At 72.3% G+C, this 20,563-nt stretch carries 18 protein-coding genes; 10 read left to right on the forward strand and 8 right to left on the reverse strand.

What is annotated here, in order from left to right; genetic code table 11:
• The first annotated feature begins 4 nt into the window (after window positions 1-4).
• Complete coding sequence (locus ACFVHB_RS09960; RefSeq protein WP_380317957.1) at window positions 5-1,099, forward strand: hypothetical protein; 1,095 nt, start codon at window positions 5-7, stop codon at window positions 1,097-1,099.
• A gap of 437 nt (window positions 1,100-1,536) precedes the next feature.
• On the opposite strand, the gene ACFVHB_RS09965 is transcribed toward ACFVHB_RS09960, so the two are convergent.
• Together ACFVHB_RS09965 and ACFVHB_RS09970 are read right to left on the reverse strand one after the other, a co-directional pair.
• Complete coding sequence (locus ACFVHB_RS09965; RefSeq protein ID WP_380317960.1) at window positions 1,537-1,809, reverse strand: hypothetical protein; 273 nt, start codon at window positions 1,807-1,809, stop codon at window positions 1,537-1,539.
• A gap of 28 nt (window positions 1,810-1,837) precedes the next feature.
• On the reverse strand, window positions 1,838-2,614 hold the full coding sequence (locus tag ACFVHB_RS09970; RefSeq protein WP_380317963.1) for a PspA/IM30 family protein: 777 nt from the start codon (window positions 2,612-2,614) through the stop codon (window positions 1,838-1,840).
• A 329-nt stretch (window positions 2,615-2,943) separates the two neighbouring features.
• On the opposite strand from ACFVHB_RS09970, the gene ACFVHB_RS09975 reads away from it, so the two are divergent.
• Both ACFVHB_RS09975 and ACFVHB_RS09980 read left to right on the forward strand, forming a co-directional pair.
• Window positions 2,944-4,218, forward strand: a complete 1,275-nt coding sequence (locus tag ACFVHB_RS09975; protein WP_380317966.1) for a PP2C family protein-serine/threonine phosphatase — start codon at window positions 2,944-2,946, stop codon at window positions 4,216-4,218.
• A gap of 176 nt (window positions 4,219-4,394) precedes the next feature.
• Window positions 4,395-5,138: an SDR family NAD(P)-dependent oxidoreductase gene (locus ACFVHB_RS09980; protein ID WP_380317969.1), complete on the forward strand. Its 744-nt coding sequence runs from the start codon at window positions 4,395-4,397 to the stop codon at window positions 5,136-5,138.
• An 87-nt stretch (window positions 5,139-5,225) separates the two neighbouring features.
• On the opposite strand, the gene chrA is transcribed toward ACFVHB_RS09980, so the two are convergent.
• The 3 genes from chrA to ACFVHB_RS09995 all read right to left on the reverse strand — a co-directional run bounded on the left by chrA (window position 5,226) and on the right by ACFVHB_RS09995 (window position 7,769).
• A complete protein-coding gene (gene chrA, locus ACFVHB_RS09985; protein WP_380317972.1) occupies window positions 5,226-6,410 on the reverse strand; it encodes a chromate efflux transporter in 1,185 nt (394 codons plus the stop codon).
• Between the two features lie 193 nt (window positions 6,411-6,603).
• Window positions 6,604-7,125, reverse strand: coding sequence for a CBS domain-containing protein (locus ACFVHB_RS09990; RefSeq protein WP_380317975.1), 522 nt, complete (start codon window positions 7,123-7,125; stop codon window positions 6,604-6,606).
• Window positions 7,122-7,769, reverse strand: a complete 648-nt coding sequence (locus ACFVHB_RS09995; RefSeq protein WP_380317978.1) for an OsmC family protein — start codon at window positions 7,767-7,769, stop codon at window positions 7,122-7,124. The genes ACFVHB_RS09990 and ACFVHB_RS09995 overlap by 4 nt, the downstream gene beginning before the upstream one ends.
• Before the next feature lie 361 nt (window positions 7,770-8,130).
• Between ACFVHB_RS09995 and ppsA the strand changes: the two genes are divergently transcribed.
• The 5 genes from ppsA to ACFVHB_RS10020 all read left to right on the forward strand — a co-directional run bounded on the left by ppsA (window position 8,131) and on the right by ACFVHB_RS10020 (window position 14,394).
• Window positions 8,131-10,491: a phosphoenolpyruvate synthase gene (gene ppsA, locus ACFVHB_RS10000; protein WP_380317981.1), complete on the forward strand. Its 2,361-nt coding sequence runs from the start codon at window positions 8,131-8,133 to the stop codon at window positions 10,489-10,491.
• A gap of 275 nt (window positions 10,492-10,766) precedes the next feature.
• The gene (locus tag ACFVHB_RS10005; RefSeq protein ID WP_380317984.1) at window positions 10,767-11,648 is read left to right on the forward strand and encodes a universal stress protein; all 882 of its coding nucleotides are present in this window, start codon (window positions 10,767-10,769) and stop codon (window positions 11,646-11,648) included.
• Window positions 11,649-11,681: 33 nt separating this feature from the next.
• A complete protein-coding gene (locus ACFVHB_RS10010) occupies window positions 11,682-12,377 on the forward strand; it encodes a helix-turn-helix domain-containing protein (protein ID WP_380317987.1) in 696 nt (231 codons plus the stop codon).
• A 421-nt stretch (window positions 12,378-12,798) separates the two neighbouring features.
• Window positions 12,799-14,079: an NAD(P)/FAD-dependent oxidoreductase gene (locus ACFVHB_RS10015; RefSeq protein WP_380317990.1), complete on the forward strand. Its 1,281-nt coding sequence runs from the start codon at window positions 12,799-12,801 to the stop codon at window positions 14,077-14,079.
• An 84-nt stretch (window positions 14,080-14,163) separates the two neighbouring features.
• A complete protein-coding gene (locus ACFVHB_RS10020) occupies window positions 14,164-14,394 on the forward strand; it encodes a hypothetical protein (protein ID WP_380317993.1) in 231 nt (76 codons plus the stop codon).
• Window positions 14,395-14,564: 170 nt separating this feature from the next.
• On the opposite strand, the gene ACFVHB_RS10025 is transcribed toward ACFVHB_RS10020, so the two are convergent.
• Genes ACFVHB_RS10025 through ACFVHB_RS10035 form a run of 3 tightly spaced genes read right to left on the reverse strand, consistent with a single transcriptional unit; the run spans window position 14,565 to window position 16,421 of the window.
• Complete coding sequence (locus ACFVHB_RS10025) at window positions 14,565-15,206, reverse strand: CBS domain-containing protein (RefSeq protein ID WP_380317996.1); 642 nt, start codon at window positions 15,204-15,206, stop codon at window positions 14,565-14,567.
• Complete coding sequence (locus ACFVHB_RS10030) at window positions 15,203-16,189, reverse strand: Acg family FMN-binding oxidoreductase (protein ID WP_380317999.1); 987 nt, start codon at window positions 16,187-16,189, stop codon at window positions 15,203-15,205. Before ACFVHB_RS10030 ends, ACFVHB_RS10025 begins: the two co-directional genes overlap by 4 nt.
• 37 nt (window positions 16,190-16,226) lie before the next feature.
• Entirely contained in the window at window positions 16,227-16,421 is a 195-nt protein-coding gene (locus ACFVHB_RS10035; RefSeq protein ID WP_380318002.1) for a hypothetical protein, read from the reverse strand.
• Window positions 16,422-16,697: 276 nt separating this feature from the next.
• Between ACFVHB_RS10035 and ACFVHB_RS10040 the strand changes: the two genes are divergently transcribed.
• Both ACFVHB_RS10040 and ACFVHB_RS10045 read left to right on the forward strand, forming a co-directional pair.
• A complete protein-coding gene (locus ACFVHB_RS10040; protein WP_380318005.1) occupies window positions 16,698-17,579 on the forward strand; it encodes a universal stress protein in 882 nt (293 codons plus the stop codon).
• Window positions 17,576-20,506 carry a cation-translocating P-type ATPase gene (locus ACFVHB_RS10045; RefSeq protein WP_380318008.1) on the forward strand — a complete coding sequence of 977 codons (2,931 nt, stop codon included), beginning with the start codon at window positions 17,576-17,578 and terminating at the stop codon, window positions 20,504-20,506. Before ACFVHB_RS10040 ends, ACFVHB_RS10045 begins: the two co-directional genes overlap by 4 nt.
• The last annotated feature ends 57 nt before the right edge of the window (window positions 20,507-20,563 follow it).

The raw sequence follows: 20,563 nt of genomic DNA on the forward strand, positions 1-20,563 counted from the left end.
GGCCATGAAACTTACCTTCCTCGGCCCGCTCTACGCACGACCGGGCCCCTATGCCTGCGCCTACGTCGACACCTCGCGCGACCTCGACGAGCCCGACCGGGCCATCGACCTGCGCCGACGGCGCCTGGAGACCGAACTCGCCGCTCAGGGCGCCGACATGGCCACCCGCGGCGCCGTCACCCGCGTCGTCGGCACCGACCGCGACCTACCGGGCCGCCACGGCCAGGCCGTCTTCGCCGCCCACGGCCGCCTCGCGCTCGCCGAGGAACTGCCCGAGGCACCAGCCCGCGACGCCGCCCGGTTCACGATGGTCCCCGACGCCATGCCGCTCGCCCTCCAGCACGCCCCCGACATCCCCTACGCCGCCGTCGCCGTCCACCGCGTCACCCGACCGGGCGGCGGCCCCGCCTCCGAGCTGGAGGTCGACCTCCAGGCAGGCCGGTGGCCCACCGCCAGGGTCGCCCCCGGCCACCTGACCCGGCACCGGGTCGCGGCCTCCGAATGGCGACATGCCGCCGCAGGGGTCGCCGAGGAGCTCGCCGGCCTCGCCGACAACAGCGAGGCCGAGGCGATCATCGTGTCCGGCGACCACTGGGCACGCAACGCCCTCACCCGGGAACTGCCCAAACGCCTGCGCAAGCGCATCGTCACCATCGACAGCGACGGCTGGGACACCGACCCCGAACGTGCCCTCATGGAGGACGAACTCGCCTACCTGTTCCGCGGCCGCCTGTCCGCCCGCGACCAGGCCAACACCCAGCGCTTCCTGGCCCGCCGCGCCCGGCGCAGCGGTGTGGTCGAAGGCCTCGCGGCCACCGTCGCCGCCCTGCGCCACGGCCAGGCCGAAACCGTCCTGATCAACGATACCTTCGACCTGGACCAGCGGCTTTGGGTCGGCATCGCGCCCAAACAGATCGGCTTCACCCAGGACGAGCTGACCTCCCTCGGCATCGGTTCCAGCTGGCAGGAGCCGGCCGACGCCGCTCTCGTCCGGGCGATCGTCGGCACCGGCGCAGAACTGATCGTGTTCCCCCGCGGCGAACTCCCGCTGGACGACGGACTTGCCGCCCTCCTCCGCTATGCCGTCGCGGATGCCTGAGAGCGGGGCGGGACGGGATGATGGAGGACGACCCGCACACTGCTCGCAGATCATCTGCGAGGCCGGCGCGCGGGCCGCTGTTCCCTTCCCCGACTGGAACCTGCAAGGTGGGCTCCCTCCACCGGCATTGCCCGGATCAGGTAATGGAGGTCGCCGGCGGGGTCTCGTCGACCACCCTCCGGCCTCTCAGCCCAGCCGTCGAAATCGGCTCCGGACAGCGCACTGACCGTCGGGCGCCGCTCCGGCCGAACTCCCTCGCTCGCCCTGCAGGTCACTTCGTACACTAATCGCCACCCGCCCCTGTCACGAGGGCCGAACGACTCCTTCAAGCGCCGAATGAGGCCCTGTCGCGAGGGCCGCGGAGCGCGCTGCGGTCAGCCCGGACCGCTCGGGTTCCGTTGTTCGTAGGGGCCGAGCGGGGTCGGGCCGGGCCACAGCTACCGGTGTTCCAGGCGGGAATGCTGGTAGTCCAGCCGTTCCTTCAACAGGTCGATGGCCTCGTGCACGGCCTCGGCCGCCGCTGGCGCCCGCGCGATCTGCCCGTTCACGTCAAGACTGGCCCGGGCTACCGCCGAATGGCCCGCCGCCGGATCCCGCCGCTGCGTCAGTCTCACCCGTGCTGACAGCACCGGCTGGTGCGCGTGCCCGGCCACGGCGCGCACCATGACACGCGCATACTCGGCGGAATCCGGCGGCGTCTCCCCCTGCACCTTGACCTCCGCTGGGGCCGCTGGACGATCACACCGATGACTCCCCACCGGACTCCGCGCTCCTGCTGTCCTCTCCCATGTCCGTCTCCGTCCCCGTCGCGGCGGGAAGCTTCGCCTTCAGCCGCTTCAGCTCGTCCTCCACCTCCCGATCCGAGGTGATTCGCTCCAGCTCGATCCGTACGTCGTCCGGACCGGCCGGGACGGTGGCATCCTCCAGCGCGCCGGAGGCAGTCAACTCTTCCAGCGCCGCCGAACGGGCCTGCAGTTGCTCCGTCCGGTCCCTCGCCCGCTGCACGGCCGCGCCGATGTTCCCCATGTCCTGCCCGACGCCGGACACCGCCTCCGCGACATGGGCCTGTGCCTCGGCCCTGGTGTACTCGGCCTTGAGCGTCTCCTTGCGGACGCGGAAGGCCTCCACCTTCGCCTCCAGCTCCCGGGACGTCTCGGTGAGCCGCTCCTCCTCCGCCTTCAGCAGCGGCTCCTGCTCCTCCAGCGCGGTCAGCTGACCGTGCACACCCGCCCGCCGGGCCAGCACCTCACGAGCCACATCCTCCCGGCTGTCGGCCAACGCCTGCTGCGCCTGCTCCTCCAGCTTGCCGGCCGACTGCCGCAGCCCGGCGACCTGCAGCTCCACCCGTTTGCGGCTCGTCGCCACGTCCGCCAGGCCGCGCCGCACCTGCTGCAACAGCTCCAGCTGCTGGGTGTACGCGAAGTCCAGCACCTCACGCGGATCCTCGGCCCGGTCCAGCAGCCGGTTCGCCTTGATCCGGAACAGCTCCGCGAGACGGTCAGCGATACCAGCCATGGACTCCCACTCCTTCGCGGCCGAAGCCGAATGTCCGAGCCCCGCCACCACCCGCCCGGAACGGCCGGTGCTGCTGCTCGTCGTGGCGGTATGACAACCCTCTCTCCGCCACCGGCACCGGACAAGCCGGAGTCCGACCCGGCGCTGCACGCTCCGGCCATGCGAATGAGGTCCGTACGGACCTGCCCGCGCCGAAACTGGTTGTGCCGGCCACCCTCACCCGCAGGGCACGCAAGCAGCACGGTCCGTGACACTGACTCATGGACGACACGCAGTGCCCGACTCCGGCCGTGCCCTCCGCGTACATTTGCATCACCTGCGGTGATCAGTTGAGTACGAGCGGGGGTGGCGTGGCCGGGCCGGCGATCGACTACACGGCGGTGTTCCAGGCCGTCCCCAGCCCGATGCTGGTCATGACCCCCGATCTCATCATGGTCGACGCCAACGCCGCCTACCTGCAGGTCTCCGGCCACAGCCTGGACGACCTGGTCGGGCGCAACGTCTTCGACGCCTTCCCCGACAATCCCGCCGACCCCGAGGCCAGCGGCGCCCGTAACCTGCGCGCCTCGCTGGAACGGGTACTGGCCACCGGCCGACGCGACAGCATGGCTCTGCAGAAATACGACGTCGAGGACCCCGAGCGGCCCGGCGTCTTCGAGGAGCGCTACTGGAGCCCGATCAACTCCCCGGTGACCGACCCGGACGGACGCGTCACCCTCATCGTCCACCGGGTCGAGGAGGTCACCGCACTCGTCCGCCAGCTCAAGGCGCACCATCCGTGGGAGCGGCCGGGCGGTGCCCTCACCCATGAGCAGCAGATGGCCGCCGACCTCCTCACCCGCGCCCAGGAACTTCAGGAGCTCAACCAGCAGCTGCGCGAGGCCCATGCCCGCGAACGCCGGATCGCGTTCACCCTGCAGGAGTCCATGCTCCCCACGGTCCCCGAAACCCGCCGCACCACCGCAGCCGTCCGCTACCGCCCCGCCACCGACGCCCTCAATGTCTGCGGCGACTGGTACGACCTCGTCGACCTCACTCCCGACCTGACCGCAATCGCTGTCGGCGACGTCGTCGGCCACGGTCTTGAGGCCGCCGGCGTCATGGGCCAGCTCCACGCCGCCCTCAACGCCGCGATCCGCGCCACCCTGGATCCCGCCCGCGCGCTGGAGACCCTCGACCGGTACGCCGCCACCCTCGACGGCGCGCTGGCCACCACCGCCGTCCAGACCCTCGTCGACCGCACCCGCCGCACGGTCGGCTACAGCTGTGCCGGACACCCACCGCCGGTCCTGGTCCACCCCGACGGCATCGCCGACGCCCTCGACGCCGCCACCGACCCACCGCTGAACGCTGCCCCGGAACCGGTCACCCGGTCCGAGGCCACCATCCGCTACACGCCGGGGGCCGTCCTCGCGCTGTACACCGACGGGCTCATCGAACGCCGCGGCGAGGACATCGACGTCGGGCTGCGCTGCCTCACCGACAGCCTCGTCCGGCACCGTCACCTCGCCCCCGGCCCGCTCGCCGACGCCGTCCTCACCGACCTCGGAGCTGCCCGCGGCAACGGCCATGACGACACAGCCCTCGTCATCGTCCGCCTATGAGGGGCCGGAACACGGATGACAACGACATGCTCGACCGGACTCGTCACAGCCCTGGTCGTTCGCGCTGACTCCGTGGTGGCCTCCCGACCGGCGGCTCCGCAAGCCGCAGCGCACGCTGGAACAGAGGGAGCCCTTCTACCGAAGGGCTCGGTTCCGCAGGATGCTGGGTGGTCGTCATGGGACGCCTGAACGAGAAGAACGCGGTCGTCACGGGCGGCGCACGCGGTATCGGAGCTGCCATCGCCCGCGCGTTCGCCGAGGAGGGCGCGTCAGTCACGATCGCCGATGTCCTGTGCCCCGAGGGCGAGGCGCTCGCCGCCGAACTCGGTTCCTCCGCGCGGTTCAACCGGCTCGACGTCACAAGCGCCGAGGACTGGGCGGCCACCGTCGCGAACGCCGAGCATGACCACGGCCCGGTGGCGGTCCTGGTGAACAACGCCGGCGTCGTCGACTTCGGCCCCATCGAGGAGCAGACACCCGAGTCCTTCCGCCGCGTGCTCGACGTCAACCTCTACGGCGCGTGGCTCGGCCTGCACACCGTGGTGCCGTCCCTGCGCCGGGCGGGCGGCGGCGTGGTGATCAACATTTCCTCCACGGCGGGCCTGATGGGCTACGCGAACCTCGGCGCGTACGTCGCGAGCAAGTGGGGCCTGCGCGGCCTGACCAAGACCGCGGCCCTGGAGCTGGCGTCCGACGGCGTCCGCGTCTGCTCGATCCACCCCGGCCCGATCCTCACCCCGATGACCGCAGGCATGGACGAGAGCATCACCGCCGACCAGCCCATCCCCCGCTACGGCACGCCCGAGGAGGTCGCCGTGATGGCGCTGTTCATCGCCGCCGACGCCACCTTCACCACCGGATCCGAGTTCGTGATCGACGGAGGAGCCACCACCGGCAACATGATCCTCGCCCAGGACTGACCGACGGCCGCAAACGGGCGATCCACCGCGGAAGGACGTCGGCGGGCCGGACACCGTGCGGGCCACGGCCGGCCGACCCGATGCCGTTCAGCTCACTGGCCAGCCGGCTACCGCGAAGGCCACGCCGACCGCTCCGGCGCCGAGGAGGGCGCTGACGACGCCGCGCCTGGCGGCGAGCAGCCAGAGCGCGGCGGCGGCGAGCACCCCGTACTGCCAGGTGTGCTGCAACGCCGAGGCCAGGGGAATGGCGGATCCGGTGATCGCTCCGATGACAGCAGGACCGGCACCGGTGAAGAAGGCCTGCACCGCCGTGTTGGCGCGCAGGGCGTCGAACCGGGGACCGCCGAGGATGACGAAAAGGAAGGACGGGGCGAAGGCCACCGCAGCAGCGAGCAGTCCGCCGGGGATGCCCGCCGCCGCGTAGCCGACGACGGCGACGGTCTGCACGACCGGCCCGGGAGTGACCTGCCCGAGGGCCACGGCGTTCAGGAACTGGCCGTCGCTCATCCAGTGGTACCGGTCGACGGCATCGGCCTGCATCAGGGGGATGATGACGAACCCGCCCCCGTACGACAGCGCGCCGACCTTGAACGCCACCCACGCCAGTGCGAGCATTCCGCCGAGCGCCGGTCCGGCGACGGCCAGGGGAAGCGGCCACGCACCGCGCCGCTGCGTGCCCGCCGTACTTTCGCGCCGGGTGCGGACGGCGACCTCCAGCAGGCCTGCGGCGAGGAGTACCAGGACCATCAACGGGCCGATCACCACGGCCGCCGTGCCGCCCGCTGCGAAGTAGCCGATCCAGCGTGCCCGCGCGGACCGTTCGGACCCGGCGCGTCTCCAGCTCGCCGGCATCAGCGAGCTCGCCGCCTGGACGGCGACCGCAGCGACCGCAGCACCTGCCCCGGCCGCGGCCCCGCTGACCCACAGCGGGGGGCTTCCGGCCAGGAAGAGCGCGGACAGCGCCAGGATCAGCACCAGGCCGGGCAGGATGAACGCGGCACCGCCGACCACCGCACCTGGCACACCGCGAAGGCGCCACGCGGTGAAGATCGCCAACTGTGTCGACGCCGGTCCGGGCAGCAGGTTCGTGGCGGCGATGCCGTCCTCGAACTCGGCCGCCGCGATCCAGCCCCGGCGCTCGACGCACAGCTGCCGAAGCAGAGCGATATGGGTGGGCGGACCGCCGAACCCGATCGAACCGATCCGGCCCCACTCCCGAACGATCGTCCCCAGCCCCACCCGCGCCACCGCGCGCTCCTCCACTGCCTCCACCAGGTCTCCGCTCGGCCTTGTCGTCCAGCTGTCATGTGCGGCGGGAGCCTACCGGCCCAGGGTGAACCCGACGTGGACAGTCCCCTCCTGGCTGTCGTCTCCCACGACGCCGGCGGCCCCGGGCATTGCCCCTTGATCGTGGACATCCTGATCATTGGATCGTGCAGATGACCACCAGCAGCGATGCCCACGATCACGGCGCTCGGCGGCCGCGCGAAACACCTGCCGCCCGGTCAGCGGTCCCCGTCCACTCGGCGTTGCCCACCGTCTCTCCCGGGATTGCGTCGCACAACCTCCGTCCCCACAGCTGGGCGCTCCAGGACAAGGGGCCGAGCAGGTCGGAGAGCCACTGGAGGACGTCGAGGAAGACGTCGTCGATGGCGAGGAGTCCGACCGGTCGTTGCCCGTCGAGGACGGCCAGCCGCCACACCCCCCGCTGGCGGAAGGTCCGGCAGGCCACGGAAAGGTTGTCGGCGACATCCACGCCGACCGCGGGCGCAGACATCAACCAGGACACGGGCGTCTTGGGGCAGACGCCGACGGCCAGGGCACAGACGAAAAGATCGCGCTCGGTCACGATGCTGCGCAGGACGTCCCGGTCGGCGACCGGCACACAGCCCACCACCTCGTCGTCCATCCGCCGGGCGGCCTGCTGCGCCATCGCACCCGGAAGAACCGTCACTGGTGGAGCGATCACCAGGAAGACGACTCTCACCGCTGCTGCTCCATGGAGATCGTCAGCTCGGGCGGGTGCTGCAGGGTGGTGTGGACCGTGCAGTGCGAGACCACCGCGAGCAGTGCTTCTACTCGCTCCGGGGGCAGCCCAGGAACGGACAGGCCGATGTCGATCGACGCGATCCGGGTCGGCCGGTCGTGCGCCATAGCGCGGTCGGCGGTCACCCGCAGGCCGTCCCGAGGGATCCCGTGGCGGTCGAGGTAGCGTCCGGCATAGTGCGCGACGCAGCCTGCCAGGGCGGCGACCAGAAGTTCCACGGGCGTCGGACCGGTGTCGGTGCCGCCGCCGTCCAGGGGCTGGTCAACCGTCAGCAGGTGGTCCCGGGCGGTGATCGCGTACGCATCGCCCCGAAGCCCGTGAGCCTCCACAGCACCGGTGCGCGCTGTCCGCGACCGCTCGACGGCGGCGGCCTGCTGGATCAGCAGGCCCGCGAGTGCCCTGGCCTCGTCGGGTGTGAGCGATGCCCACACCAGATCCTGGTCATAGGGTTCGCGGGCCATGTCCAGCACGACCCGTCCAAGATCCGGAGGCATGACTCCCTCGGCGAACCGGGAGACCGTAATCGTCCGGCCGCATCGGGTGCGAAGCAGACTCTGCGTCTCGGGAACCGTGGTGCTGGTCATGGCCGGCCTCCCTGCCATTTCCCTCGATTCCAGGAGAACCGCCGTCCAGAGTGCGCTGCCAGGGCCGGCAGGCACCCGCCGGACGGGCCGGTCGGCCCTTCCGATCGCCTTGGGCCGTCCGGCCCACCGGGGAAGGACCTGGTCGGGCCCGGAATTCGGGGCGTCGGCCCCTGGGGCCCGGAACGGGGCCGGGGAGATCGTGGAGGTCACTGGACACCGGCCAGGCGACCGAGGAGGTGGCTCGGATGCCCCGGATCATGATCGCCAAGCGCGCAGCGCGCCCCCAATCTCCGCCGCTGGACCTGCGCACCCCCTCCGACCGGCCACTGCCGTACTGAGTACCACTTCCCCGGAGGCAGCCATGCGCCGCGTCACCTGGTTCACCGAGATCGGCCGCGGGGACGTCGGCCTGGTCGGCGGCAAGAACGCATCCCTCGGCGAGCTCATCACCCACCTGGGCCGGGCCGGGGTCCGCGTCCCGGACGGCTTCGCCGTCACTGCCGACGCCTACCGTGAGTTCATTACAGACGCTCACCTGACCGAACGGATCAGGGAGCAACTCGACCGACTGCATCAGGGCGCTGCGCTCGCCGAGGTGGGCTCGGCCATCCGCGCCGCCCTCCTCGCCGCTCCTCTCCCGTCCACGCTGGAAGACGAGCTGACCGAGGCGTACGAGCGGCTCGGCCTGGAGGTCCGGCGGACCGACCCTGATGTCGCCGTGCGGTCCAGCGCGACCGCTGAGGACCTGCCGGAGGCGAGCTTCGCCGGGCAGCAGGAGACCTTCCTCAACGTGCGTGGCCGGGCCGCCGTCATCGACGCGTGCCATCGCTGCTTCGCGTCCCTGTTCACCGACCGGGCGATCGACTACCGCGAGCGGATGGGCTTCGACCACATGGCCGTGGCGCTTTCGGTGGGCGTGCAGCTGATGGTCCGCGCCGACCTCGGCGGGGCCGGCGTGGTGTTCACGCTGGACCCCGAGAGCGGCTTCCCCGGAGCGGTCGTGGTCAGCGCCGCCTGGGGCCTCGGCGAGACGGTGGTCAGCGGCCAGGTCGACCCCGACGAGTACGTGGTGTTCAAGCCGCTGCTGAAAGATCCGGCTCTGAACCCGGTGATCCAGGCACAGGTCGGCGCCAAGCGGCGCAAGGCGGTATACGCCACCGAGGGGCTCACCCGAACGGTGGACACCATCCCCGAGGAGCGCGCCGGCCGGGTACTGGACGACGCCGAGGTACGCGCGCTCGCCGAGTGGGCGGTCGCCGTCGAGGAGCACTTCGGGTGCCCGATGGACATCGAGTGGGCCAAGGACGGCCCGACCGGTGCCCTCTACCTCGTCCAGGCCCGTCCCGAGACCGTGCAGTCCCGACGACACGGGACAGTGCTGCGCCGCTACCGGCTGACCGGCACCGGCGAACGGCTGGTGAGCGGGATCGCCGTCGGCGAGGCGATCGGCGTCGGCCCGGTGTGCGCGCTGGCCAGCCCGGTCGAGCTGGAGCGCTTCCCGACCGGCGCGGTCCTGGTCACCGCGATCACCGACCCGGACTGGGAGCCGCTGATGAAGCGGGCCTCGGCGATCGTCACCGACCACGGCGGGCGGACCTCGCACGCGGCGATCGTCAGCCGCGAGCTCGGCGTGCCGGCCGTGGTGGGGACCGGACGGGCCACCGCCGTCCTCGAGGACCGGAAGCAGGTCACGGTGTCCTGTGCCGAAGGCTCGGAGGGCCGTGTCTACGCCGGACAGGTCGCGTTCGAGGAGTCCGAGACGGATCTCGGCACATTGCCCGAGACGCGGACGAAAGTGATGCTCAACCTCGCCGACCCGGCAGCCGCGTTCCGCTGGTGGCAGCTGCCTGCCGACGGTGTGGGACTGCTCCGGATGGAGTTCATGGTGGCCCATCAGGTGCGGGTTCACCCGATGGCGCTCGTGCACCCCGAACGGCTGTCCCCCGAGGACCGACGCCTGATCGACGAACTCACCAGCGGATACCCGGACCGCACCGACTACTTCACCGACAACCTCGCCCGGGGCGTGGCCCGGATCGCCGCCTCCCGCTGGCCGCATCCGGTGGTGGTCCGTACCAGTGACTTCAAGACCAACGAGTACGCCCGGCTGATCGGCGGGCAACCGTTCGAGCCGGTCGAAGCCAATCCGATGATCGGGTGGCGCGGGGCCAGCCGCTACTACGACGAGCGCTACCGCGAGGGATTCGCCCTGGAGTGCCGGGCCCTGCGGAAGGTCCGCGACGAGACGGGCCTGACCAATGTCGTGGTGATGATCCCGTTCTGCCGTACCCCGCAGGAGGCGGACCGGGTCCTCACCGAGATGGCCGGCCACGGCCTGGAACGTGGCCGCAACGGCCTGCGGGCGTACGTGATGGCGGAGATACCGTCCAACATCGTCCTCGCCGAGCAGTTCGCCGAGCGCTTCGACGGCTTCTCGATCGGCAGCAACGACCTCACCCAGCTCACCCTCGGAGTCGACCGCGACTCCGACCTGCTCGCCCACCTCTTCGACGAACGCGACCCGGCGGTCACCCGCTCGATCGACAGCCTGATCGCCACGGCCCACGCAGCCGGCCGCACCGTCGGCCTCTGCGGCCAACGGCCCAGCAACGACCCGGACTTCGCCCGCTTCCTCGTAGCGGCCGGGATCGACTCGATCTCGGTCACCCCCGACAGCTTCGCCGCCGTGAAGCACCACGTCGCGGTGGCCGAGAGAGCATGACGGCTCCAGCTCGGGGCCAGGCCTCGCCTATGACACGGACGAGGTGCTGCAGGGGGTGGGAGTCGGTGCCGATGTCCGTCTCGTACCGGGACGGGGCCGGTCGGCCCCGGCGGCCCGGTCAGCCGGTACTCGGCAGACCCGCACAGGCCCACCGGCCTCGCCCGCAGGGCCCGACCGGCCCTCCCCGCGCTCCACGCGGCGGTCGACGATGAAGGTGATCAGGCCGCTGTCAGCCGCCGGGAGACCCCCCGTGGCGGGAGCGAAAGGAGTTCCTGATGAACGGCTCCGGAGTTCGCCGTCCCGTGGTCGTGGGCGTCGACCGGTCCGAGGCGAACCACTGGGCGGTGCGCTGGGCCTCTGACGAGGCTGCCTGGCGGGGTCTGCCGCTCCTGATGCTGCACGCCCAGGACTGGCCCGTCGGCACTCCTCCCGAACCCGGGCCGGACCACCCTGCCCACCGTTGGGCGATCGGCCTCCGGGCCGCCGGTGACACGCTGCTGGAATCCGCCCGGCTGACGGCGACCGAGCGGCACCCGGACCTGGAGATCACCGCCCGGCTGGTCGAGGGCCGGCCCGTCCACGTGCTGCGCGAGGCCGCCGACGGCGCAGCTCAGCTGGTGCTGGGCATCCGGCGGCTGACGGAGGCCCATTCAGCGCTGCCCATCGGCTCGACGGGTGCGTCCCTGGTGGGCCACCTCCCCTGCCCGGTCGCGCTCGTCCCTGAGCCCGTGCCGGACGTGTCCGGCGGTGGGCCGGTCGTGGTCGGGGTCGACGGATCGGCGGCCTCCGAGGCAGCGATCGGCTTCGCCTTCGAGGAGGCGTCGCTAGGTGGAGTGGACCTTCAGGCCGTCGAGGTACGCCGGCCGAAGGAGGCCGAGTGGCCCGAGCTGGTCGAGACCGCTCTGGCTGACCTGGGCGAGGCCCTGGCCGGCTGGCGGGAGAAGTACCCCGACATGCGGGTGCGGCACGAGGTGCTCACCGGCGATCCGGCCCGGATGCTCGCGATCGCAGCCGCCCGTGCCCGCTGCCTGGTCATCGGCAGCCGCGGCCTCGGTGGTTTCCGGGGGATGCTGCTCGGCTCCACCGGCCGGGCTCTGGTGCATCGCTGCACCAGCCCGCTCGTGATCGTCCCGAGCGGCAGCCGCTCGGCCGCCTGAGGGCGGTGATCCCACGGGAGGAGGAACACGTTCATGAGCACCAGGAACGCCGGCGACGCCAACGCCCGGGCCGGCCATCCCGGCGATGTCGGCCGCCGGGTGGAGCACCGCCGCGAGCAGCTCGGGCTCACTCGCGAAGAGGCAGCCACCAGGGCACGCATGGACCCTGGATTCCTTGAGTACCTGGAGTCACAGCCCACCGCAATCCAGCTTGACTCGCTCACCAGACTGGCCGGTGCACTCGAAACCTCCGTCCGGTACCTGCTCGGCGGCGGCCTCGACACACCGCCGGGAAGGACCGGCCCGACCGCCCACCCCGAGCTGGCGGAGCTGGACCCCTCGGAGTGCTGGGCGAAGCTGTCACCCGGCGGCATCGGGCGGGTCGCCCTCTCCACCCCGGACGGGCCGATGGCGCTGCCCGTCAACTACCGCGTCCTGGACGGCACCGTGCTCTACCGCACTGCCGAGGACAGCGTCCTCGCGCGGGTCGCCGGCCACCGCGTCGCCTTCGAAGTGGACCAGCTCGACGAGGCACTCAGCACGGGATGGAGCATCCTCCTCACCGGCACAGCAGAGCAGGTCACCGGCCCGGAGGCCGTCCAGCGCTTCGAGAAGCGCGCCGACCCCCACCCCTGGGCGGGCGGGCACCGCGACACCTGGATCCGGATCCGGCCGACAAGCGTCACCGGGCGCGTCATCAGAACCATCGACCCACCCCCGCCCGTGTAGCACCCCGGGCGCACGGCGTGACGACGGGCAGCCAGGACCGACGACGGCGCAGCCAGGCACCATCCGACGCCTGGCTGCTCACGTACGACGGTTTCCACCCCGCCGAGGAGGGGTGTGCGAGGCACTGTGCGCGATGGGCAAACGGCTATCCGCTACTGGGGGCTGACCAGCCGTCACCGAGCAGGGCGCGGACGCCGACCGCCAGCTCTGGTTGCAAGTCTCGACCACGAGCGCACCGCTGCACATCGCATACGGCACGCACACCACCCGGGTCGTGCATTCTCCGTGAAAGGGCCGAACGGCCCAAGCGCCAGGTCCGGCGGCCCTCGACCGACGGACCGGCGCACGGTGTGCTCGGGGTGGGGCCGTCCCCGGACGGTGGTGACGCGCCCGGAATTGCCCGGCCGGAAGGAGTCGCGAGATGGCCGCGAAGCCGCATGTGCTGGTGCTCGGCGGAGGTTTTGCCGGGCTGGAGACCGCGTTCAGCCTGCACCGACGGTTCGCCGACCGGGTGCGGCTGACCATCGTGGCCGATCAGGACTCCTTCCTGTTCAAACCCAACACGATCTACATCCCCTTCGGCGGTGACGAAGGATCGCTGCGCATCCCCCTTGTCGAACCGCTCTCGCGGCGGCGGATCACCTTCCAGCCGGGCGAAGTGGCCGAAGTCGAGCCGGACAGCCGGACCGTCGACCTCTCTGACGGGACGCGGCTGCGCTACGACTTCCTGGTCGTCGCCACCGGCGCGGCGATGCGCTCGCAGGAGGTGCCGGGCCTGGCCCAACACGCCCGGGCGATCTGGACTCCGGCCCAGCTGCTCGACCTGCGCGGGGAGCTGGCCGAGCTGCGGGACGCGGCACGGGCGGGGCGGCACCGGCGGGTGCTGTTCCTCGTACCGCCGAACAACAAGTGCGCCGGACCGCTCTACGAGATCGCGCTCATGCTGGACACCTGGCTGCGCCGGCAGAAGGCCCGCGACGGTGTCGAGCTGACCTGGACGACGTACGAGTCCGGATACATCCAGGCGTTCGGCCCGCGCCTGCACGAGGTGGTCACCCGGGAGTTCACACACCGGGGCATCCACGGCCACACCGACGCCGTCGTGTCGAAGGTGGCAGCGGGCGAGGCCGCGTACACCGACGGCACCACCCGCCCCTTCGACCTGCTCGTCGCCTTCCCGCCGTACGTCGCCGCCGTCGACTACCCGGGCCTGGCCGGGGACGACCGCGGGTTCCTGACCACCGAGCCGGCCACCCGCCGCGCTCCGGCACATCCCGAGGTCTACGCCCCCGGTGACGCCGGCGACTTCCCGGTCAAGCAAGCGTTTCTTGCCTTCCTGCAGGCCGACGCGGTGGCCGACGACATCGCAGCGGCCATCGACCCGACCGCGCTGCGGCGCCCGCGCCCGTTCGTCCCGACAAGCATGTGCGTCATGGAGATGTTCGACAAGGCCACCTTCGCCCAAGTACCGCTGGAGGCCACCGGCGATCCACTGCCAGTGGTGCGCGTCGCGGCGGACGCTGGTGACGCCTACCGGGTCGGGACCTCGCCGCTGTGGCGGCTGGGCAAGAAGGCGCTCGGACTGTACCTGCCGCTGCAGTTCCGGGCCGGCCGGCCGTTCCATCAGGGCCGCCCGTGGCAGGCGATGCAGCTGGCCCTCGACGGCATGTCCCGCACGCTCGCCAGCGGCCCGCCTCGTTGAGCGGCGCCTTGCTTGCGCCGGGTCGGCACCATGGCGGCGGCGTGACAGGCTGGTTGGGAACGTGCTACAGCAGGAGGTGCAGCTGTGATCGCCGCACTCATCTGGCTCCTGGGCCTGCTCGTCGAAGGCCTGAGACGGCTCACTCACCCGAAGATCGACCGCGTCCAGGGCATGGACGGTACGGAGGACATCGAGCAGCAGCTGTCCGCAGCTCTACTGGCCGGCCGGATCGGGCAGGCCGAGTACCAGCATTCGCTGGAGACCCTGGCCCGCGACGACGAGTTCCGCCGCCCGCTTGACGTCCCACCCTCCTGAGCTCCGCCCCCACGACGGCCCGGCCTTCGAATCGGGACGGCCCGGACACCCACCTGCACCACTTCGCGCACGAGTAGCACGAGGCATCCGGGCAGCAGGCAGTCGAAGCAGGAGCACTCCCACACGTTCGCCGATTGAGGGCTGCCGGGCTCGGCTCGCCGGCCGGCGCGTCACCCGCCGGCAGCGGGGGCCGACTTGGTTCGGTCGGTGACGGAGACGACGCCGTCCACGGCCCGGCACAGCCGCACCAGGATCGGTCCGAGGTAGGGCGGCTCGACGTCGCCGCTGAGCACGACTCGGCCCTGGTCGACCTGGACCCCGACGGAGGCCGGACTGACACCTTCGGTCCGGCCGAGGACCTCCTCCACGATCTCGCTGCGGATCGCCTGGTCGTCCCGCAGGAACACGCGCAGCAGGTCGCCCCGGCTGACCATCCCGACCAGCAGCCCCTCGTCGTCCACCACTGGCAGCCGCTTGACGTGCCGATGCTCCATCAGCCGGGCGGCGGCCACCACGCTCGCGTCGGGGGCGGTGCACACGGCCGGCCTGGTCATCAGCTCCTCGGCGGTGGACGCACCGGCGGCCATCGGCGCTGGAGCCGGGAACAGGGCGCTCGGGTCCTCCTGGGCGGCCTGGGTCCGCATCAGGTCGGCCTCCGAGACGACCCCGACCACGTGCCCGTCGGCGTCCACCACTGGGACGGCCGTGATGTCGAACTCCCGCAGCAGGGCCACGATCTCCCGGAATCCGGTCTGCGGAGCGACCCGGACGACCTCACGGGTCATCAGCTCGCCCACGGTCCGGTGCCTCATTGCGAGCCGCCCCGGTAGTCCGTCAGATCCAGGATCTCGGACACCGGGCGGCGCGGCGTCGGCGCCCCGGGAGGGCCGTAGCCCAGGCGAACCACCAACTGCACATGACCCGGCCCTTCGGAGGGGTCGCGCAGCAGCCGCCGGGTCTCCGGCCACTCGACGGCTTGGTGCAGCACCGAGGCCCGGAGGCCGTGTGCCGTCGCCAGCAGCCAGACCCGCTCCAGCGCCTGCCCCGCATGCAGCCAGTCCTCGGGCCGGTCACCACGTGTCGTGAGCGTGCACACCTGCGGCAGTGCCTCGAAGCGCTCGGTGGGCAGGGCGGGCGGGTAGCCGGTGAAGCTGCGCATGGGCACCCGGGCCTCGTGGTCCAGCGGGCCCAGCGCGGCGGCCGGGATGCCGTCGGTGGCGGGCTCCTCCAGGCGCAGCCAGGCTCGGGTCTCCGCGTGCCGGGCCACGTCGGCGGCGATCCGTTCCTCGGCTTCGGCGGTGAGCGCCAGCACGCGCCGCACTCCCGCCTCCTCCAGCGCGGACAGCACCACACCCTCGGCGCCGGCGGCCTCGATCAGCTCGCCGAACACGGCCTCGGGCACGTCACGGTTGGCGAACGGCTGCCGGCTGGAGTGCCGGTGCGCGATCGCCGCGTACAGCTCGGCCTCGGCGGCTTCGGCCGGACCGGAGAAGTCCACGGTGGCGAGCAGTTCCGGTACGGCCGGATCGGGCAGAAGTGTCACCGACACACCCCGGCCGAGGTGGCCGGCCGCCACCCGCAGGTTGAACAGCGCGGCGCCCACCGAGATGCACCGCGCCCGTCCGTCAGGGTCCGTGACCGGCACGGCCCGCGCCGGGTCGACGTACACCTTGATGCCGCGGGCATCGGCCGTCGGCCGGAAGCGCCAGGGCTGGCTGTTGTGTAGTGAGGGCGCCGCGCCAGCGGCGGCGGCCAGCAACCGGTACTCGGCCTGGGTCAGCGACGGCTCGGTCATGACGGCCATCTCCTCGTGCTTCCGTACGGCACCCCGGCTACCCCGCCGTGGTGCACAGTTCGACGTGCCCGTCGTGCCACGGGCAGCGGTGCCTGCCAGCGAACTCCAGATGCAGGCTGTGATCGGCGTCAATCTTCACGACCGGCGCGTTCTCGGCCACGCCGTGCGCCGACTCGCGATGAACCACCACCCGATCGCCCCGATGGAACTCTGGAGCCCTCGAGATGATCACCGCACTCACCTCCGGGCTACGACATCGCGCTTGTGAGGTCTGATCCCAGGGTGGTGCGCCAACCACCGGGACGCCACCGAGAGGCCCAGGACCCCGGCTTCCATGGGCCATCCGCACTCACTCACCGTCTCGTCCCGGGGCCGTTCGAACGGATCAGTTCGGCAGGCCGCCCAGGTGGGGCCGCTCGGCCCTCCCCCTCGCCGGTGGCTCCTCCCTATCGTGCGGGTAAGGCCCTGAAGGACCGCTGGTCCGCCCGCGCAACCCGGTGGAGGAGCCATGACATCCGCCAGCAGCCGCCGCCCCCTCGTGCTCGGCGTCGACACCGTGGGAACCGGGCGCGTCGCAGCCGCATGGGCCGCCGACGAAGCCGCTCGCCGGCATCTGCCGCTGCGGCTGGTCCACGCGGTGCGACCCGCCATCCACGACATCGTAGGGTTCGACGGGAACCGCTACCACGAGGCGCTCCGCCAGAGCGGCGCCCGCCTGCTCGACCAGGCCGCCCAGCGGGCGTACGAGCGGCATCCGGAGCTGACGGTCTCGACCGCCGTCGGGGACGGGACCCCATCCCAGGTGCTGTGCCGCGAGTCCCACCAGGCGGAGCTCGTCGTTCTCGGCTCCCGCAGCCTGTCCCGCGCCGAAGAGGTGTTCAGCGCCTCCTCGGCGGCCGTGCCGGTGAGCGCCCAGGCCGCATGCCCGGTCGCCGTGGTCCGCGACCCTGAGCACGTCACCCAGGACCCGCCGTACCTGGTGGTCGGGGTGGACGGCAGCCTGGCCTCCGCCGAAGCCGTCGAGTACGCCGCCGCGACCGCCGCCCTGCGCGGCGCTGAACTGCACGCCGTCCGGGTCTGGCTGCCTCCGCTGATCGTGCCCGTCGACGAGCACGTCGCCGTCCAGGAGCTCCGCCGCCAGCTGTCCGAAGCCACCGCGGGCTGGTCCGACCGGTACCCGGACGTACGGATCACCCACGACGTGCTGCGCGGCCACCCGGTCGAGGAACTGGCCAAGGTCTCGGAGCACGCCCTCGCCGTGGTGGTGGGCCGACGCGGGCGTGGCGGGTTCACCGGGATGCGGCTCGGCTCCGTCCCGCACGGCCTGCTGCACCGCGCCCACTGCCCGGTTGTCACCGTGCCCGAACCCACCGCTCGGTCCGCGCCGTGACCACCGACGCGTTGCAGCCGCCGGCCACCGGCCCGCCCGGGGCCCAGGACGCGCCCGACCCGCGTGAGCCCCTCGGCCTGCTCTTCCGGGACCTGCGCACCTCACCCCGGGGCCTGACGGAACGCGAGGCGACCCGTCGACAGACCGTGTACGGCCCCAACGTCCTCACCCGGCACAGCGGGCGGCACCGGCTCCGGGAACTCGCGGCACAGTTCACCCACCCGCTGGCCCTGCTGCTGGCGGTCGCCGCCGTACTCGCCGCCGTCAGCGGCTCCCCGGCGCTGGCGGTGGCGATCGTCGCCGTGATCGTGCTCAATGCCATGCTCGCCTTCGCCCAGGAGCAGCAGGCCGAGCGGGCGGTGGAGGCGCTGGCCGCGTTCCTGCCGGAGCAGTCGACCGTGGTCCGCGACGGTGTGCGGCGGGACGTACCGGCTGCCGCGCTCGTGCCCGGGGATGTGCTGGCGGTCGAGGAGGGCGACCGGATCTCCGCCGACGCCCGGTTGCTGTCCGGCGACGTGGAGGTCGACCTGTCGGCACTGACCGGCGAATCCGTGCCCGTGCTGCGTTCGGCGGAGCTGGTGGACCGCGCAGGGCCGCTGCTGCATGCGCGCGACCTGCTGTTCTCCGGAACCGTCTGCACCGGCGGACAGGCCACCGCCGTTGTCACCGCCACCGGCATGCGCACCGAACTCGGCCGGATCGCCGCGCTCAGCCAGCGCACCCGCCGCGAGCAGAGCCCGCTGGAGCGCCAGGTGAAGCGGGCCGCTCGGCTGATCGCGGTAATCGCCGTGGGCGTGGGGCTGGCGTTCCTGCCGACGGGTCTCGCGGCCGGCCTGTCGCTCTCGGCGGCGGTGAGCTTCGCGATCGGCCTGCTCGTCGCCAATGTCCCGGAGGGGTTGCTGCCCACCATCACCCTGGCGCTCGCCGCCGGGGTCCGTGACCTCGCGCGGCGCGGCGCGGTCGTCAAACGGCTGTCCGCCGTCGAGACGCTGGGCTCGACCACGGTCGTCTGCACCGACAAGACCGGCACGCTGACCGAGAACCGGATGCGGGTCACGGCGGTCTGGACGCCGCACGGCGAGTCGGCCGTCGATCCCATTCGGGACGTGCCGGACGACGTACGGCTGCTGGCCGAGGCGGCGGCCGCCTGCACCACAGCCCGCCCCGAGTCCGGCCACGGCGACCCGACCGAGCTCGCGCTGCTCGACCTCGCCGACCGGCTCGGCGTGCCGTCCACGCCCCAGCAGCGGGACCTGGACCGGCGCGCGCTGTTCCGCTTCGATCCCCGCATCAAGCTGATGACCACCGCCGACGCCCGGGACGGCGCGGTCGTCCTGCACACCAAGGGCGCTCCGGAGGAGATCCTCACCCACGCCGACCACCTCCGCGGCCAGGGCGTCGAACGCCCGCTCACCCCGGCCGACCGCACCGAGGTGGTACACGCGGTCGGTGCACTGGCCGCCCGCGGGCTGCGCGTCCTCGCCGTCGCCGGCAGGCAGCTGCCGCCCGGACGGCCCGCCCCCGCACGGCGCGAGGACGCCGAACAGCAGCTCTGCCTGCTCGGCCTGGTCGCCATGGCCGACCCACCGCGCCCCGAGGTCGCCCCCGCGATCGCCCGCGCCCACCGGGCCGGGATCGCCGTGCACGTGGTCACCGGCGACAACGGCCTGACGGCGGCGGCCGTCGCCGACCAGGTCGGCATCGGCCATCGCGGCATGCGCGTCGTCACCGGCACCGAACTCGAGGCGATGGGCGACGACCGGCTCGACGCCCTGCTCGCCCGCGGCGAAGAGGTGATCTTCGCCCGGACCTCGCCCGAGGCCAAGCTGCGGATCGCCGACGCCCTGCGCGCTGAGGGCCACACCGTCGCGATGACCGGCGACGGCGTCAACGACGCACCCGCCCTGCGGCGCGCGGACATCGGCGTGGCCATGGGGCGATCGGGCACGGACGTCGCGCGCGAGGCCGCCACGATGGTGCTCACCGACGACAACTTCGCCACCATCGTCGCGGCCGTCGAAGCCGGCCGGCGGACCTACGACAACATCCGCAAGTTCATCGTCTACATCTTCACCCACGCCGTCCCCGAGGTCGTCCCGTTCCTGGTGTTCGCCCTCGCCGGCGGCGCGATCCCGCTGCCGCTGACGGTGATGCAGATCCTCGCGGTCGACCTGGGCACCGACACCCTGCCCGCGCTCGCCCTCGGCCGGGAGAAGGCCGAACCGGGGCTGATGGACCGGCCGCCGCGCCCGCGCGGCGAGCACGTGATCCGGCCTGCGATGCTCGCCCGCGCCTGGGCGTTCCTCGGCGTGATCTCCGCCGTCCTGGTCATGGGCGGCTACTTCGTCACCCTGACCGTCGGCGGCTGGCACGCCGGCGACCCGACCGGGCCGGGCACCCCACTGCACCTCACCTACCAGCAGGCCACCACCGTCACCTGGCTCGGCATCGTTTTCTGCCAGATCGGTACGGCCTTCGCCGCCCGCACCGAACACGCCTCCCTGCGTTCGATCGGCCCTCTCAGCAACCGCCAACTGCTCGGCGGCATCACGTTCTCCCTCGCCTTCGCCGCCGCGATCGTCTACGTCCCCGCCCTGCACGGCGTCTTCGGCACCGCCGCCCTGACCCCGGCCCAGCTCGCCACGGTCGCACCGTTCCCGATCATCGTCTGGGGCGCCGACGAACTCCGCCGCGCCCTGCTCCGCCGCCGCGCCGTCCCCGTCCCGACGGCGCCGCGTCGCATCGTCGCACCGCCGCGGCCCGCCCCCATTCCCAGCGGCCACCACCCGCTCGCCGTCCTGCTGGCCCGCCACGGCTGGGACGCCCACCGGCTCACCCACGCCCTCGGCGTGAGCGAGCACGCAGCCGCCGAGATCATCGAGCACGCCCGCAGAATCGCCGCCGAACACGGCCACAGGGCCGACTGAGTCGGCCCGGCCCGCGCACCGCGAGCCCATCCCAGTGATCGGCGGCTTGCAGCCCGT

The sequence above is a fragment of the Kitasatospora sp. NPDC127111 genome, from assembly GCF_042677465.1.
In the GTDB taxonomy this organism is placed as follows: Bacteria; Actinomycetota; Actinomycetes; order Streptomycetales; family Streptomycetaceae; genus Kitasatospora.